Annotated in this window: 17 protein-coding genes; 2 read left to right on the top strand and 15 right to left on the bottom strand. The window is 61.6% G+C overall.

Annotated features, from left to right (window positions below):
- Positions 1–2: 2 nt before the first annotated feature.
- From CKO11_RS09130 to CKO11_RS09095, 8 genes are all read right to left on the bottom strand, one after another.
- Entirely contained in the window at positions 3–1,370 is a 1,368-nt protein-coding gene (locus tag CKO11_RS09130; protein ID WP_223636953.1) for a glutamine synthetase family protein, read from the bottom strand.
- A 136-nt stretch (positions 1,371–1,506) separates the two neighbouring features.
- A complete protein-coding gene (locus tag CKO11_RS09125) occupies positions 1,507–2,187 on the bottom strand; it encodes a type 1 glutamine amidotransferase (RefSeq protein ID WP_223636950.1) in 681 nt (226 codons plus the stop codon).
- Positions 2,188–2,274: 87 nt separating this feature from the next.
- Complete coding sequence (locus tag CKO11_RS09120) at positions 2,275–3,606, bottom strand: glutamine synthetase family protein (RefSeq protein ID WP_223636947.1); 1,332 nt, start codon at positions 3,604–3,606, stop codon at positions 2,275–2,277.
- A gap of 3 nt (positions 3,607–3,609) precedes the next feature.
- A complete protein-coding gene (locus CKO11_RS09115; protein WP_223636931.1) occupies positions 3,610–4,443 on the bottom strand; it encodes an ABC transporter permease in 834 nt (277 codons plus the stop codon).
- Positions 4,440–5,321: an ABC transporter permease gene (locus CKO11_RS09110; protein WP_223636928.1), complete on the bottom strand. Its 882-nt coding sequence runs from the start codon at positions 5,319–5,321 to the stop codon at positions 4,440–4,442. Before CKO11_RS09110 ends, CKO11_RS09115 begins: the two co-directional genes overlap by 4 nt.
- A 42-nt stretch (positions 5,322–5,363) precedes the next feature.
- Positions 5,364–6,086, bottom strand: a complete 723-nt coding sequence (locus tag CKO11_RS09105) for a transporter substrate-binding domain-containing protein (protein WP_223636925.1) — start codon at positions 6,084–6,086, stop codon at positions 5,364–5,366.
- Between the two features lie 27 nt (positions 6,087–6,113).
- On the bottom strand, positions 6,114–6,902 hold the full coding sequence (locus tag CKO11_RS09100) for an ABC transporter ATP-binding protein (RefSeq protein ID WP_411742005.1): 789 nt from the start codon (positions 6,900–6,902) through the stop codon (positions 6,114–6,116).
- A 133-nt stretch (positions 6,903–7,035) separates the two neighbouring features.
- Positions 7,036–7,485 carry a TerB family tellurite resistance protein gene (locus CKO11_RS09095; RefSeq protein ID WP_223636922.1) on the bottom strand — a complete coding sequence of 150 codons (450 nt, stop codon included), beginning with the start codon at positions 7,483–7,485 and terminating at the stop codon, positions 7,036–7,038.
- Positions 7,486–7,618: 133 nt separating this feature from the next.
- Between CKO11_RS09095 and CKO11_RS09090 the strand changes: the two genes are divergently transcribed.
- A complete protein-coding gene (locus CKO11_RS09090; protein ID WP_223636919.1) occupies positions 7,619–8,245 on the top strand; it encodes a TetR/AcrR family transcriptional regulator in 627 nt (208 codons plus the stop codon).
- 164 nt (positions 8,246–8,409) lie between these two features.
- On the opposite strand, the gene CKO11_RS09085 is transcribed toward CKO11_RS09090, so the two are convergent.
- The 5 genes from CKO11_RS09085 to CKO11_RS09065 all read right to left on the bottom strand — a co-directional run bounded on the left by CKO11_RS09085 (position 8,410) and on the right by CKO11_RS09065 (position 12,583).
- Positions 8,410–9,255: a cytochrome c1 gene (locus CKO11_RS09085; protein WP_263298435.1), complete on the bottom strand. Its 846-nt coding sequence runs from the start codon at positions 9,253–9,255 to the stop codon at positions 8,410–8,412.
- Between the two features lie 18 nt (positions 9,256–9,273).
- Positions 9,274–10,587 (bottom strand): cytochrome b, encoded by a 1,314-nt coding sequence (gene petB, locus CKO11_RS09080; RefSeq protein WP_223636916.1) that lies wholly within the window; start codon positions 10,585–10,587, stop codon positions 9,274–9,276.
- An 11-nt stretch (positions 10,588–10,598) separates the two neighbouring features.
- On the bottom strand, positions 10,599–11,159 hold the full coding sequence (gene petA, locus CKO11_RS09075; protein WP_223636914.1) for a ubiquinol-cytochrome c reductase iron-sulfur subunit: 561 nt from the start codon (positions 11,157–11,159) through the stop codon (positions 10,599–10,601).
- Between the two features lie 216 nt (positions 11,160–11,375).
- Positions 11,376–12,086, bottom strand: a complete 711-nt coding sequence (locus tag CKO11_RS09070; protein ID WP_223636911.1) for a response regulator — start codon at positions 12,084–12,086, stop codon at positions 11,376–11,378.
- Positions 12,083–12,583, bottom strand: coding sequence for a MarR family winged helix-turn-helix transcriptional regulator (locus CKO11_RS09065; RefSeq protein ID WP_223636908.1), 501 nt, complete (start codon positions 12,581–12,583; stop codon positions 12,083–12,085). Before CKO11_RS09065 ends, CKO11_RS09070 begins: the two co-directional genes overlap by 4 nt.
- A gap of 148 nt (positions 12,584–12,731) precedes the next feature.
- On the opposite strand from CKO11_RS09065, the gene CKO11_RS09060 reads away from it, so the two are divergent.
- Positions 12,732–13,601, top strand: coding sequence for a branched-chain amino acid aminotransferase (locus CKO11_RS09060; protein ID WP_223636905.1), 870 nt, complete (start codon positions 12,732–12,734; stop codon positions 13,599–13,601).
- Positions 13,602–13,799: 198 nt separating this feature from the next.
- On the opposite strand, the gene CKO11_RS09055 is transcribed toward CKO11_RS09060, so the two are convergent.
- On the bottom strand, positions 13,800–13,994 hold the full coding sequence (locus CKO11_RS09055; RefSeq protein WP_223636902.1) for a hypothetical protein: 195 nt from the start codon (positions 13,992–13,994) through the stop codon (positions 13,800–13,802).
- Between the two features lie 122 nt (positions 13,995–14,116).
- Positions 14,117–15,040: a DMT family transporter gene (locus CKO11_RS09050; protein ID WP_223637326.1), complete on the bottom strand. Its 924-nt coding sequence runs from the start codon at positions 15,038–15,040 to the stop codon at positions 14,117–14,119.
- Between the last annotated feature and the right edge of the window lie 10 nt (positions 15,041–15,050).

The raw sequence follows: 15,050 nt of genomic DNA, 5'->3' as shown, positions 1-15,050 counted from the left end.
GATCACACGTTCAGCAGAAGGTGTTCGCGTTCCCACGGGCTGATGACCTGCAAGAACTCTTTGTATTCATTGCGCTTCACCGCCTCGTAAACGGTGCAGAATTCCACCCCAAGCACGTCGCGCACCGGTGCGCTATCGGCAAAAATATCAAGCGCATCGCCAAGGTTATAGGGCAGATCACTGTCGCCCATATAGGCATCGCCCAAACATTCGGGGCTGGGCATCTTCTTGTCTTTCAGCCCGATATAGCCGCAAGCCAGCGAGGCGGCGAGGCCAAGGTAAGGGTTGCAATCCATCCCCGCGAGCCGGTTTTCCAGCCGCCGCGCCTCGGGGCCGGAAATCGGCACGCGCAGCCCGGTGGTGCGGTTGTCGCGGCCCCATTCAAGGTTGATCGGCGCGGCAAAGTCCGGAATGTAGCGCCGATAGCTGTTCACATAGGGCGCCAGCAGCGCGACCACCGCGGGCAGATGCGTTTGCATCCCGGCCACGAAATGCAAGAACGCCTCGCTTTCCCCACCATCGGGGTTGGAAAAGATATTCAGCCCCGTTTCGGTATCGATCACCGATTGGTGGATATGCATGGCCGAACCCGGCTCGCCCTCAATCGGCTTGGCCATGAAGGTGGCAAAGCAGTCGTGGCGCAATGCCGCCTCGCGGATCAGCCGTTTGAAATAGAAAATCTGATCGGCCAGCGCGACCGGGTCGCCATGGGCAAGGTTGATTTCCACCTGACCCGCGCCGCCCTCTTGCAAGATGCCATCAATTTCAAAGCCTTGAGCTTCGGCAAAGTCATAGATGTCATCGATTACCTTGCCATATTCATCGACCGCCGACATCGAATAGGCCTGTTTGCCCGCCGCACGCCGCCCCGAGCGCCCCATCGGCGGGATAATCGGCTGGTTCGGGTCCAGATTGCGGGCGACCAAAAAGAATTCCATCTCCGGCGCGACAATGGGTTTCAGCCCCGCCGCTTCGTAAAGCGCCACCACCCGCTTCAGCACATTGCGCGGCGCGACCGGCACCGGCTTGCCCTGTTGGTCATGCACATCATGGATCACTTGCAGCGTGATATCGGCGGTCCAAGGTGCCGCCGAGGCGGTGTTCCAATCGGGGGTCAGCACCATATCGGGCTCGGTAAAAGCGCCCATCGGGTTGTCGGCCCATTCGCCGGTGATCGTTTGTAGATAGATCGAATTTGGCAGGTAGAACCGATCCTGATAGGCGAATTTGGAGGCGGGCATCGCCTTGCCGCGCGCGACGCCCGCAATATCGGCCACGATACATTCCACCTCATCCAAGCGGCGGCCTTCAATGTAATCTTGCGCGGCCTGCGGGATAAGATCGGTCCAATGGGTCTGAATCTGAGACATGTCTTTTGCTTTCGAAGAAAGGGAAGGGGGGCAGACAGTCAGACAATCGGGTCGGGCATCAGCCGGGCCAGCGGCATCCCCTCGGCCATGCCGGGGGGCGCGGGGGTGGGGCACAGGTGGCGCGGCTGTGGCATGGTCAGCCCTCGTGCCGATGGAAGAAAGCCGCGATCTTCGCTGCAATCGCGGCGGAATCATTGCCTTTGCCCAGTTTTTCGCGCGCCTCTGCCATAAGGGTATCGGGCACAAGCCCGGGGCCGCGCGCGGTCATCAGCCCTTCGACGAAGCTATCTTTGAATTCGGGATGTGCCTGCACGGTGAACGCCGTGTCACCATAAATCAGCGCCGCATTTTCGCAAAAATCGTTGCAGGCGATGACTTTGGCCCCTTCAGGCAGCTTTGTGACCTGATCGCGGTGCCACGCGTTCAGGGTGATCGGCGTGCCTTCGAAATCGTAGCTTTGCGGCCCCACGGCCCAGCCGCCCGCGTAGCGCTCAACCTTGCCGCCCATCGCCTGCGCGATGATCTGATGGCCAAAACAAACGCCCACCAGCGGCACCTGCGCGGCCATAGCCTTGCGGATAAAATCTTCGAGCGGGGGGATGAAGGCGTGCTCTTCATAGGCCCCGTGGCGCGAGCCGGTGATCAGCCAGCCGTCGCAGGCATGCACGTCGGTGGGAAACTGCATGTGCTCAACGTCATAGGTGACCAGATCGAAGCCATGAGGCGCCAAAAGCGCCATGAACATATCGGGGTAATCGCCCGCTTCCTCCCGCAAAATGTCGGGAGATTGGCCTGTTTGCAGGATGCCGATGCGCATGAGGTTCTCGTGATTGGACATCCGAAACCTAGCCCTCGGGCGCGCGCTGGGCAAGGGGCTGGCCGCAGCGGCCACCCCCGCGTGCCCTTAAACGGTATCGAGATAAAGCTCGGTCTGTTCCTCTTCGGACAGTTCCGCCATGTAATACAGTTCCTGCCGCTTGGTCATCAGAAGGTTCGCAATCAGTTCTTCCTCAAACACGCGACGGATGATTGGGCAATTGGCAAAGCTGTTGATCGCCATGTTCCAAGTGGCGGGCAGTTGCGGCAGGCTTTGGCTATAGGCATTGCCGTTGATCGGCGTCTCGGGGGTCATTTCATCTTCGATCCCCACCAGCGCCGCGCCCAGAATTGCCGCGATCATCAAATAGGGGTTCACATCCCCCCCCGCGACGCGATGCTCGATTCGCCGCGCGGCGGGGCTGGAGGCCGGAATCCGCAAGGCGGCGGTGCGGTTTTCATAGGCCCAGCCGATGCCGGTGGGGGCATGGGCATTGGGGACCAGCCGCGTGTAGCTGTTTTGATGCGGCGCAAAGACGAGCGTCGAGCCGGGCAACGCCTCAAGACACCCCGCCACCGCGTGGCGCAGCGCATCCGAGCCTTTGTCGGTGCCATTGTCAAAGATATTGGCCCCGCTTTCGTCCAGCACGGAAAAATGCGTGTGCATCCCGTTGCCCGGCCACATGTCATAAGGTTTGGCCATGAAGCTTGCGGCAAAGCCGTGCTGCCGGGCGAGCCCCTTCACCAGCATTTTGAAAAGCCATGTGTCATCGGCGGCTTTAAGCGGGTCCGCCTGATGCATGAGATTGATTTCAAACTGTCCCGGCCCGGCTTCGGAAATCGCCGTATCGGCGGGAATATCCATCGCCTCGCAGGCCTCGTAAAGCTTGGTGAAAAAGATGTCGAAGGCATCGAGCGCGCGCAGCGACAGCGTTTCCCCGCCAGAGCGGCGCTTGCCGGAGCGGGGGCTGGGTGGCACGCGCAGGGTTTTTCCGGAATCGTCGATCAGGAAAAATTCAAGCTCGGTCGCCACCACCGGGCGTAGCCCCTGTTCGGCGTAGCGCGCCACCACGCGGGCCAGCGCTTGGCGCGGGTCGCCCGCATAGGGCCGCCCATCCATGTGATGCATCCAGATCGGCAAAAGCGCAGTCGGCGCCTCCAGCCAGGGCATCGGCAAAAACCCGCGTTCGGTCGGCAACAGCAATCCGTCGCAATCGCCGCTTTCGAACACCAGCGGGCTTTCCTCGATGTCCTCGCCCCAGATGTCGAGGTTCATCACCGAAAAGGGAAAGCGTGTGCCCTCGCTGAACACCTTGCTTGCAAAACGTGCGGGGATCCGTTTGCCCCGCGCCACCCCGTTTAGGTCGGCCGCTGCCACACGAATGGTGCGCACCTCGGGGTGTTCCTTGAGCCAGTCCATATATCACCTGATGATTTGCGGCCTGATCCTCAGCTTGGGGCGGTGGTGGCCCGGAAGGTGGCGGTTCAGACGGCGGTTGACGATCCCAAACAGACCAATCAGCGCCAGCGTCACAAGGATGAAATAGAAGGCGGTGATTGGGTAGGGGATAAAGGGGTTAAAGGTCTTGTCGGCAAAGAATTTGGCGTAATAAAGCGCGTCGCCGCGTTGCTGAAAGGCGGGAAAGCCCGAAAAGAACACCAGCGTCGTGGCATGAAACAGAAAGATCGCCTCGTTGGTATAGGACGGCCAGGCAAGGCGCAGCATCGTTGGCCAAAGCACGCGGCGAAACTTGGTCCAGCCGGTCAGGCCATAGGCATCGGCGGCCTCGATATCGCCCTTGGGCACGCTTTGCAGCGCGCCATAGAAGATTTCCGCCGAATAGGCCGAGGTGTTGAGAAACAGCACAAAGAGCGCGCCAGCCCAAGCCCGCGTCGTCCAGGCGGTTTCAATGGTGATGCCAAAGACATCGATGCCCGCCTTGGGCAGCATCACCAGCAGTTCATAAGCCAAGAAAAACTGGATGAAGAGCGGCGAGCCCCGGAACACAAAGATGAACAACTCTGCCGGGCGGCGCAGCGCGGCGCTGGGCGCGGCCTTGGCTAGCGCCAGCCCCGTGGCAAAGAAAAAGCCGAACAAAAGCGCCAGCGTGCCAAAATAGACGTTCCAGATCAGGCCCGAGCCGATCAGCGTGAATTCATGGCACAGCGTGAAATCGCTGCGCGGCAGCAGCCGTTCGCCATAGCCAAGCGAGCGGAAGGCATAATCCGCAATGATCTGGGTGCAGCTATCGCTCATGCCGCGGCCTTCCGTTGTGCTTCGCCCGCCATCGTGGCTTGGCCCTTCGACAGCCGCGCGGACAACCGATCCAGCGCCAGTTCCGAAAGTTTCGTCATGCCAAGGTAAAACACCAAAAGCGCCAATACATACCAAAAACGCCAGTCGGGGTGCGGATAGTCATAGATTTGCGATTTCGTCGCGCCCAACTCGCGCGCCCAATAAACGATGTCTTCCACGCCAAGCAGGAACAGAAGCGGCGTTGCCTTGATGAGGATCATCCACAGGTTCGACAGGCCCGGCAGCGCATAGGTCCACATCTGCGGAATAAGCACGCGGCGGCGCACCTGCGCGGGCGACATGCCATAGGCTTCGGCGGTTTCCAACTGCGCGCGCGGCACCGCATTCATCGCACCATAAAGCACATTGGCGGCAAAGGCGCCGAACACGATGGCAAACGCGATCACGGCAAGCGCGAAGCCATAGACCTCGTGCCAGATCTGGGGCGAGGTCGAAAGCGGCAATTTCGCGGCAGCGCAGACGCTGAATTCGTTATTGGCCCAGACGGGCGTGCCATCATGCGGGCATTTGTAGAGATAACGCAGATATTCCAGCCCCTGATCCATCGCCACCGGCACGAAGAGGAAAAACACGATATCGGGAATGCCGCGCACCATGGAGGTGTAGGTCTTGCCCAGCCAGCGCAGCGGCGCGATGGGCGAGCGCGCGGCAATCGCGCCGCCAAAGCCAAAGGCTAGCGCCACGGGCGCCACAATCAGCATCAAGGCCAGCACGACGAAGAACGAGCTATAAAACATCATGTGCTTACCCGTGGTCAGGTAGCACATCAGCCAAGACAGGCCTTCAAGGGTTTTGGGATCGGCGCAGAAATCGAACATGGGGCGGATTGGGCGCGGAGTTGCCCCCGCGCCCGGTCATTTTCAGAAGGTTGCGGCTTCGTCGCCGAACCACTTGAGGATCATCTCGTTGAGCGAGCCATCGGCTTTCATTTCCGAGATCACGGCGTTGAATTTCTCTTTCAGCTCGGTGTCGGATTTGCGCACACCAATGCCGATACCGCCGCCCAGCGGCACGTCATCGCCAGCCCACACCACGTCGCCGCCTTCGGTCACAAACGGGGCAATCGCGTCTTTATCGGCAAAGACCGCATCGGCTTCGCCGTTTTTGACTGCCGCGATCGTGTCATCCAGCGTGGCGAATTCCAAAAGCGTCGCACCCGATTGGGCGACGTAATCGGCTTGGATCGTGCCCACCTGCGCCGCAACCACGCCGCCCATCAGATCGACGTCACTCGACAGCGCCGCATAGGCCGAGGCCGCCGGCGGATAGTAGTTTTGCGTGAAGTCGATGGTTTCCATCCGCTCGTCGGTGATGCTCATCCCGGCGATGATCGTGTCATAGTTGCCCGACAGCAGGTTCGGGATGATGCTGTCCCAGTCATTGGTGACCCATTCGCAGGTCAGACCGGCTTTTTCGCACAGGATATCGCCCAGTTCGCGCTCGAAGCCATCGACCTCGCCCGCGTCATTGAGGAAGTTGTAGGGAGGGTAGGCGCCCTCGGTGCCCATGCGCACGACGTCGTTTGCAAAAGCGGTGCCCGCGGTCAGCGCAAATGCCGCGGCAGTCAGGATCAGCTTCTTCATGGCTCTCTCCACAGTTGGGGTCTTCACTCAGGCCGGCGCGGTGGCCGACAGGAATTGTTGCAGGCGTTCCGATTTGGGCGCGCCAAAAAGCGTTTCAGGCGGGCCTTCCTCTTCGATCAGGCCCTGATGCAGAAACACGACATGATCCGACACTTCGGCCGCCAGCCGCATGTCATGGGTCACAAGGATCATCGTGCGATGTTCGGCGGCAAGGTCTTTGATCACCTTGACCACCTCTTGCTGCAATTCAGGATCAAGCGCCGAGGTCGGTTCGTCAAACAAAAGCGCCTCGGGTTGCATGCACAGCGCGCGCGCGATGGCGGCGCGTTGCTGCTGCCCGCCCGAAAGCTGCGCGGGCCAGTTGTCGGCTTTGTCGCCGATGCCCACCTTGGCCAAAAGGCTGCGCGCCAGCGGCTCCACCTCCGCGGGCTTGCGCCCGAGCACGGTGACCGGGGCCTCCATGACATTTTGCAAGATCGTCATATGGCTCCACAGGTTGAACTGCTGAAACACCATCGACAGGTTGGTGCGGAACCGCGTGACTTGCGCGCGGTCGGCGGGACGACGGGCCAGCCCGGAGCCCTGCCAGCGCACCGGCTCGCCTGCAAAGACGACTTCGCCCTGCTGGCTGTCTTCCAGCAGGTTGCAGCAGCGCAAAAGCGTGGATTTGCCCGACCCCGATGAGCCGATGAGCGAGACGACATGCCCCTTCTCGGCGCGGATCGACACGCCCTTGAGCACTTCAAGGGGGCCATAGCTTTTGTGCAGGTTGCGGATTTCAATGACGGGGGCGGGTTCGGTCACGGCTTGGGTCACGTCTCGGCTTCTGTTTGTCCGGTCGGTCAACTTGGCGCGATTTTTGTGCCGAATGCAACGGCGAGTTGGCCTTGACCCAAGGGGAGCCGCCAAAAGGACAGGCAAGCGCCGGAACTTTGGGCATGTGGACGGCTTAGCCGCGCCGCGCGGCCACCCTTTGCCGGGCCAGCCCCGAATCGCGATCATTGACCCCAAGCAGGTTGGTGGCCAGCCGGATCAGCGCATCTTCCTCTGGTGCGCGGGCATCATCGGCAAGGGCGACGGTCCAAAGCGCCTCGATCACGCCGATCCGGTCTTCGTAAGCGATTTTCTCTTTCAGCGCGCGGGTGAAGCGCACCGTATCGGGGGCTTCGGCCTCGGCGGCCTCGGCGCGCAGGCGCAGATCGGCGGCCTCGGCATGGCCGAGCCCCCGGCGCGCGGCCAGCACCTGTTCGATATGCTGGCGTTCGTCCGCGTCATAATGATTGTCGGCGCGCGCCAGCCGCACCAAAAGTGCTGCCAGCGCCAATTCCGCATCCTCAGAGGTGAGCGGGTCGGTATGGGGTTGCGGGTCGGCCAGCAGGCCGGAAAGGAACTTGAACATGATCCCAGTTTAGCGCGGGGCCGGGCGGGGACAAGACCCGCAAGCCCCGACCGCCCTGCAAGGCCCTGATTCGATACAGATCCCTTGCCGTTGGTCTGGCGGAAAGGCTATTATCGCCCTAGGGGGACGCTGGATGGAACAGCAAATGGCGAAGATCCGCAAGGGTCGCAAATTCGATCAGGTGATCGAGGGCGCGCGCAAGGTTTTCTTGCGCGATGGCTTCGAAGGGGCATCGGTCGATGACATCGCCCGCGAGGCGGGCGTCTCCAAGGCCACGCTTTACAGCTATTTCCCCGACAAGCGTTTGCTGTTCATGGCCATCGCCACCGGCGAATGCCAGCGCCAAGCCGATGAGGCGGTGGAATTCATCTATGCCGAAGAAAAGCCCGTGGCCCAAGTGCTGCGCTATGCAGCGCGGGTGATCATCGATTACCTGCGGTCGGATTTGGGGCGGCAGACCTATAGGCTTTGCGTGGCGGAAAGCGATCGTTTTCCGGAACTGGGGCGGCAATTTTATGCGTCGGGCCCACAGCTCGTGCGCGCGCGGCTGGTCGAATATCTCAAGACCGCCGTGGCGCGGGGTGAACTGCAGATCGAGGATTACGATCTGGCCGCCGATCAGTTTTCGGAACTGTGCAAGGTTGAAATTCACAACTGCCTTGTTTGCGGTGTGATCCATGAGGTGAGCGACGAAAGCCGCCAGCGGATCATTGATGGCGCGGTCGAGATGTTCTTGGCGCGTTACGGCACCAAGGGCTAAGCGGCGCCTTCCCGCAAAATCGGTCTTTCTGTCTGCGGGCAGGCGTCACGATGTCGAGGCTGCGACCGATGGCGTCTTGTGCCTTTCTTCGATCAGCAAAGGCGCCGCACACATAAAAACGCGCCCCGAAGGGCGCGTTTTCTTATTTCAGGCTCGGGAACGGCTTAGGGACGTTTGCCTTTGTAGGGCGCCCAAAGCCGTTTGTTGGTCAGATAAAGCAGCACAGTCAGCAGGCCGAGCAGCATCACCGCCACAAAGCCCATTTGCTTACGCTCCATCATCTTCGGCTCGGCAGCCCAAGTCAGGAAGGCCGCAACGTCGGTGGCCATTTGGTCGACCGTGGCCGGGGTGCCGTCTTCGTATTCGATCAGGTCATCGAACAGCGCCGGCGGCATTTGCGCCCAGCTGCCGTGGGTGATCTTGTTGCCTTTGGCGTCTTTACAGCTGTCGGGCACACCGCCGTTTTGGAAGATGGCGTTGTAGTAGTAGCCATCAATCCCGTCAGGCGCACATTCCGGGTTTTCTTCAAAATGCGAGACATAGGCGCGGATGTATTCCGAACCGCCGATGCCCTTGAACAGCTGGTTCATGCCCAGACCGTTCGGACCCGAGAAGCCCGCACGCGCCTTGGCCATCACCGAAAGGTCCGGACCCATCCCGTCGCCGTTACGCTCGGGGAACATGTCGGTTTCCTTCCGGTCACGGTCTTCGTCCGTTTCCGGATCGTAGACATAGTCCAGACCGGCCGCGTAATCGCGCACCCAAGCGGGGTCGAATTGCGGGCCGCCGTCGTCGGACAGCGTGCGGATCGGCACGAATTTCATGCCGTGACACGCCGAGCAGACTTGGTCGTAGACTTGGAAGCCGCGGCGCAACTGCGCGACATCATAGGTGCCGAACGGACCTTCGAAGCTGAAGGCGTAATCCGGAACCTGGTGATCGCCCGCGGCCATCGCCCCACCTGCGCCGATCATCAGCGCGGAAGCAGCAGAGATCAGAAGCTTTTTCATGATTTCAGTCCTCTTCTCTCACTCGGCCGGATTGCCGTAATGGCTGTTGTAGTCTTCCTCGATCGTGGCCGGCATCGGCAGCGGCTTCTCAGTCGCGCCAAGCAGCGGCAGGATCACGAGGAAATACGCGAACCAATAGGTCGAAGCGATGAGCGAGATCCAGTCATACGGGAAGTCGGTCGGCATCGCGCCCACCCAAGTCAGCACGATGAAGTCGGCAACCAGCAGCCAGAACCACAGTTTGAACTTCGGACGATAGGCGCCCGAACGCACGTTCGAGGTATCAAGCCACGGCGCCAGCGCCATCACGATGATCGCGCCGAACATCGCCAGCACGCCGAACAGTTTGGCGTCCACGATGCCGAAGGTGATCCCGTCGACGATCGCCACAACCCACACGTCCGCAGTGAAGGCACGCAAGATCGCGTAGAACGGCAAGAAGTACCATTCGGGAACGATGTGCGTCGGCGTCGAAAGCGGGTTCGCCTGGATGTAGTTATCCGGGTGGCCAAGGTAGTTCGGCATATAGGCCACGACCGCGAAGAACACGACCATCACGAGCGCAAGCGCGAACAGGTCCTTGATCACGAAGTAGGGCCAGAAGGGCAGGGTGTCTTTTTCGGCTTCTTCTTTGGAGCCGCGACGCACTTCAACACCGGTCGGGTTGTTGTTGCCCGTGGTGTGGAACGCCCAGATGTGCAGCGCGACCATGGCCACGATCACGAAGGGCAGCAGATAGTGCAGCGAGAAGAAGCGGTTAAGCGTGGCGTTGTCGACCGCCGGGCCACCCAAAAGCCATTCTTGCACGCCGGGGCCAAAGCCCGGGAACGCACCAAACAGGCCGGTGATAACGGTGGCGCCCCAGAAGGACATCTGACCCCACGGAAGCACGTAGCCCATGAAGGCGGTGCCCATCATCAGCAGGTAGATGATCATGCCGATGATCCAGGTCACTTCGCGCGGCGCCTTGTAGGAGCCGTAGTAGAGACCACGGAAAATGTGGATGTAGACCGCCAAGAAGAACAGCGAAGCGCCATTGGCGTGGATGTAGCGCATCGCCCAGCCGCCGTTCACATCGCGCATGATGTGCTCGACCGAGGCAAAGGCCAGATCAACATGCGGGGTGTAGTGCATCGCCAGCACGATGCCGGTGACGATTTGCAGCACCAGCGTGAAGGCCAGGACGATCCCCCAGATCCACCACCAGTTCAGGTTCTTCGGCGTGGGGATCATGATGGTGTCATAAATCAGGCTGACGATCGGCATGCGATCATGCAGCCACTTTTCGATGCCCGTTCTGGGCTCGTAATGGTCGTGCGGAATTCCGGACATATGTCTTCCCCTCAGCCCAGCTTGATGGTGGAGTCGTCGACGAAGGCCGCCACCGGGATGTCAAGGTTACGCGGCGCGGGGCCCTTGCGGATACGGCCAGCCGAGTCGTAGTGCGAGCCGTGGCAGGGGCAGAACCAGCCGCCGAAATCACCCGAAGCCCCGCCCATCGGCACGCAGCCGAGGTGGGTGCAGACGCCGATCATGACCAGCCACTCGCCCGCCTCGTCGAGCGTGCGGTTTTGGTCCGTGGCTTCCGCGCCGGGTTTGTTGGCGTTTTCGGCCGATTTGTCGCGCAGCGACGACACCGGCACCGAACGCGCAAGGTCAATGTCTTTTTGGTCACGACGACGGATGAACACCGGCTTGCCGCGCCATTTCACGGTCAGCTGGGTGCCCACCTCGACGCTCGAGATGTCGACGAAAATCGACGAGAGCGCCTTGACGTCCGCCGAAGCGTTCATCTGGTCAATGAGCGGCCAAACGGCCGCACCAGCCACCACGACACCCGTCGCGGCGGTGGCATGATAGAGGAAATCCCTCCGAGTTCCTTCGTAGTCTTCTGCGTGGGACACGAGTCTTCTCCCTTCCCGAGCCTGAATTACAAGCCGATGCGCCGTTGCTGGCCGCACAGGGTGCAGCCAGCCATGCGACCCGTTTAACGCCGACGCCCTTGTCAGTCCAGCAGACAATCACAATGGGGTGAGGCGAAATGCCGCAAGTTGGGGCGATTCGCGCTTTTTTGTCGCTGCCACATGGGCTTGGCTTGCGCGTTCAGGCAGCAGTGATGCTCAATCCGGCGCCAACATGTAGCCCGCGCCGCGCACCGTTTGCAGATAGCGCGGCTCGCGCGGATCGGGCTCGATCTTGCGCCGCAACCGGGTGATCTGAACATCCACCGCGCGGTCGCCCGCGCCCTCTTCGGTGCTGGCAGAGCGGTCGCGGCCCAACTCCTCGATCAGATCGGCGCGCCCGATCACCTCGCCCGGGCGCGCGGCGAAAATCCGCATCAGCGCCGCTTCGGTCGCGGTCAGCCGCACCGGGGACTCGCCTTGCCACAATTCGCCCCGCTCCACCTCGTAGCGCAGCGGGCCAAGGCCCAGAAATTTCGGGCCGGTGACGGTGGCCGCGGGCACCCGGCGCAAGATCGCGTTGATGCGCAGCAGCAATTCCTTGGGTTCAAAGGGTTTGGGCAGGTAATCATCGGCTCCGGCCTCCAACCCCTCAATCCGGTCGCGGGTTTCGCCGCGTGCGGTCAAAAGCAGGATCGGGGTGGCCATCTTGGTGCGCAAATCCCGCGTCAGGCTAAGCCCGTCCTCGCCCGGCATCATCACATCCAGCACGATCAGGTTGAATTCAAGCCCCGCCAGCAGGCGGCGCGCATGCGCCGCATCGCGCGCGGCGGTGACTAAAAAACCGTTGCGCGTCAGAAACTTGTGCAAAAGCCCCCGGATGCGTTCATCGTCATCGACGATCAGCAGGTGCGGCGCAGAGGCGCTCATTCCTCGTCCTTGAGCATCTGGTAATGGCGGCGCAGGTCCGGGTCCATCATCGCTTCCAGCACTTGCCGGAAGCCGGCAACCGCTTGCGGCCCGGCGGCGCGATAGGCGGCGCGCAAGCGACCGCGCTGCGCCTTGGAGAGCGCATGTTCCAGCTCTTGCCCGGCCTCGGTCAAAAACAGGTGGCGTTCGCGCTTGTCCCGGGTGCCGACGCGGCTTTCGACCAGCCCATCCTCGATCAAGGTACGCAAGACCCGGTTCAGGCTTTGCTTGGTCACGCCAAGCACGGAAATGAGCGTCGTCACCGTCAGCCCCGGTTCGCGATTGATGAAGTGGATCGCCCGGTGATGCGCCCGGCCATAATCATGTTTGGCCAGAATGCGGTCAGGGTCGGCGGTGAAGCCGCGATAGGCAAAGAACATCGCCTCGATGCCCTTGCGCAGTTGTTCGTCGGTCAGAAACAGGAGCGTTTCGCCCCCGGGTGCCCCGGTATCGGCCATGTGAACCTCGCTTTTGACCCTTTTAGGACAGTCTTGTTGACTTTCCAAGAATCAATTGTTACCGAAGCGCAGTAATTGCGCAACTTTCTGACCTATGCTGGCCCGTTTTGCGCAATTTATGGAAAATAAGGGCTCGAAGGAGGGCAGCATGGACGGCGCATATGATGATCGCGATGGCAAGATCTGGTTGGATGGGGAACTGGTCGACTGGCGGGAAGCCAAGGTCCATATCCTGACCCATGCGCTGCATTACGCGTCTTCGGTGTTCGAGGGCGAGCGCTGCTACAATGGCCGCATTTTCAAGGGCGTGGAACATTCGATGCGGCTGCGCAAATCGGCTGAATTGCTGGATATGGAGATCCCCTATTCGGTCGAACAGATCGAGGCCGCGAAATACGCGATGCTTGAGGCGAATGGCTGGAAAGATGCCTATGTGCGCGCCGTGGCATGGCGGGGCGCGGGCGATGATATGGGGGTCTCTGCGCGGCGCAACCCGGTGCGGCTGGCGGTTGCCGGTTGGGAATGGGGCAACTATTACGGCGATGCCAAGATGAAGGGCGCCAAGCTCGACATTTCCAAATGGCGCCGCCCCGATCCGCATACCATCCCCTCGGCGGCCAAGGCGGCGGGTCTTTACATGATCTGCACCATGTCGAAACACGCAGCCGAGGCCAAGGGCTGCTCGGACGCGCTGATGATGGATTACCGGGGCTATGTGGCCGAGGCGACGGGCGCGAATGTGTTCTTCGTCAAAAACGGCGAAGTGCACACCCCGCTGCCCGATTGCTTCCTCAATGGCATCACCCGCCAGACGGTGATCGCCATGCTGAAGGACAAGGGGATCACCGTTCACGAGCGCCATATCGAGCCCGTGGAACTGGCGGGCTTCGAACAATGCTGGCTGACCGGCACGGCCGCCGAAGTGACCCCGGTGGGTCAGATCGGGGACTTCCATTTCGAAGTGGGCGCGCTAACCCGCGATATCGCGGAAAGCTACGAAAAGCTTGTGCGCGCCTAAGGCGGCGCGTGTCGAGCCAACCCTCCGGGCAGGCCCTGAAACGGCGCCCGCCCGAAGTTGCTACGGAACCAGCCTTGCTACGGGGGCACGCCAAAGGCGTGCCCTTCGCGCATCTTGTCCCGTGAGTGTTTGCGCGACCGCCGGCCCGAACCGGGGACGCGTTTGCGATGGGCGAAAGCGCGCGGCGTCAGAGCCGGATCAATCTTCCGCCTTGGCTTCTTCGCGCGCGATACGCACGAATTCCCGAACTTTCGCGCCCGACCGATCCTCGGGGCGTTGGGTCAACTCTTCCACGGCGGGATGCACGCCATCCTTGCGGTCGATATCCACATATTGGGCGGTGCGGGTGCCTTCGGCCTTCGGCTCGGCATGGTCGATGATGTGACGGGTCATGTCTGCCTCCTTCAGCTTCATCAGACACAAGCTAGCACCGAATCGGCCTTGGGTCATTGTTCTGGGTCATATTGGCGCGACAAATCGCCGTGACTCGCTGTGAACGGAGGCTCGCGCCGCCATTAGCCCTGCGGCGTGACGGCCTTGCGCGCGCGCCGCCGTTCCAGCCCCAGCCGATGCTCGCGCCAGATGATCATCACGCCCGCGAAAATGATCAGCCCCGCGCCGCCAAGCATCCACAGCGTGGGCACCTCGTCAAAGAACCAATAGCCGATCGCCAGTGCAAACAGCATCGAGGCGTAATCGAACGGCGCCACGATCGAGGCATCGGCAAAGCGGTAAGACGAGGTCAGGAAAATCTGCCCCAAGCCGCCCAGCACGCCGCAAGACACCAGCAAGATCGCTTCGCGCGGGCCGGGCATCACCCAGCCAAAGGGCAGGCTGATCAGCGACAGCCCCGCCGAGGTGATGGTGAACCAAAACACGATGGCCGAGGTGCGCTCGGTCGCGACCATCTTGCGGATGAACACCTGTGCCAGCGCGGCAAAGGTCGCCCCCATCACCACCACCAGCGCGCCCAAGGCTTCGGTCGGGTTGTCGCCGCTGACGCCGCCAAGCCGGGGCCACAGCACGATCAACACGCCAATCAGCCCAAGGCTCACCGCCGACAGCCGGAAGGCACGCACCTCCTCGCCCAGAAACATTGCGGCAAAGATCACCACCAAAAGCGGCGCGGTATAGCCCAGCGCCGTCACCTCGGGCAGCGGCAAAAGGGCGAGCCCGGAAAAGGTCAGCCCCATCGCCGTGGTGCCCGCCACGCCGCGCCAGACATGGCCCATCGGGTTTTGCACCTTCAGCCCGACGCGCAATTCGCGCCGAAGCGCCAGCCAAGCAAGGATCACCGGCAGGGCGAAAAGCGACCGGAAGAATACCGTCTCGCCCGGCGGCACATGGGGGGCCACGGCTTTGACAAGGCTGGACATGGCGATGAAGAACAAGACCGACATCAGCTTGAGAGCGATGCCGGTCACGGGACCGGGGGGCAGGGGGCCGGGG

Origin of the sequence: Rhodobacter sp. TJ_12 (assembly GCF_020023995.1) — a bacterium.
Lineage (GTDB): Bacteria > Pseudomonadota > Alphaproteobacteria > Rhodobacterales > Rhodobacteraceae > Rhodobacter.
The sequence above is the reverse complement of the archived record's forward strand: the minus strand, read 5'-3'. Positions and strand labels throughout refer to the sequence as shown.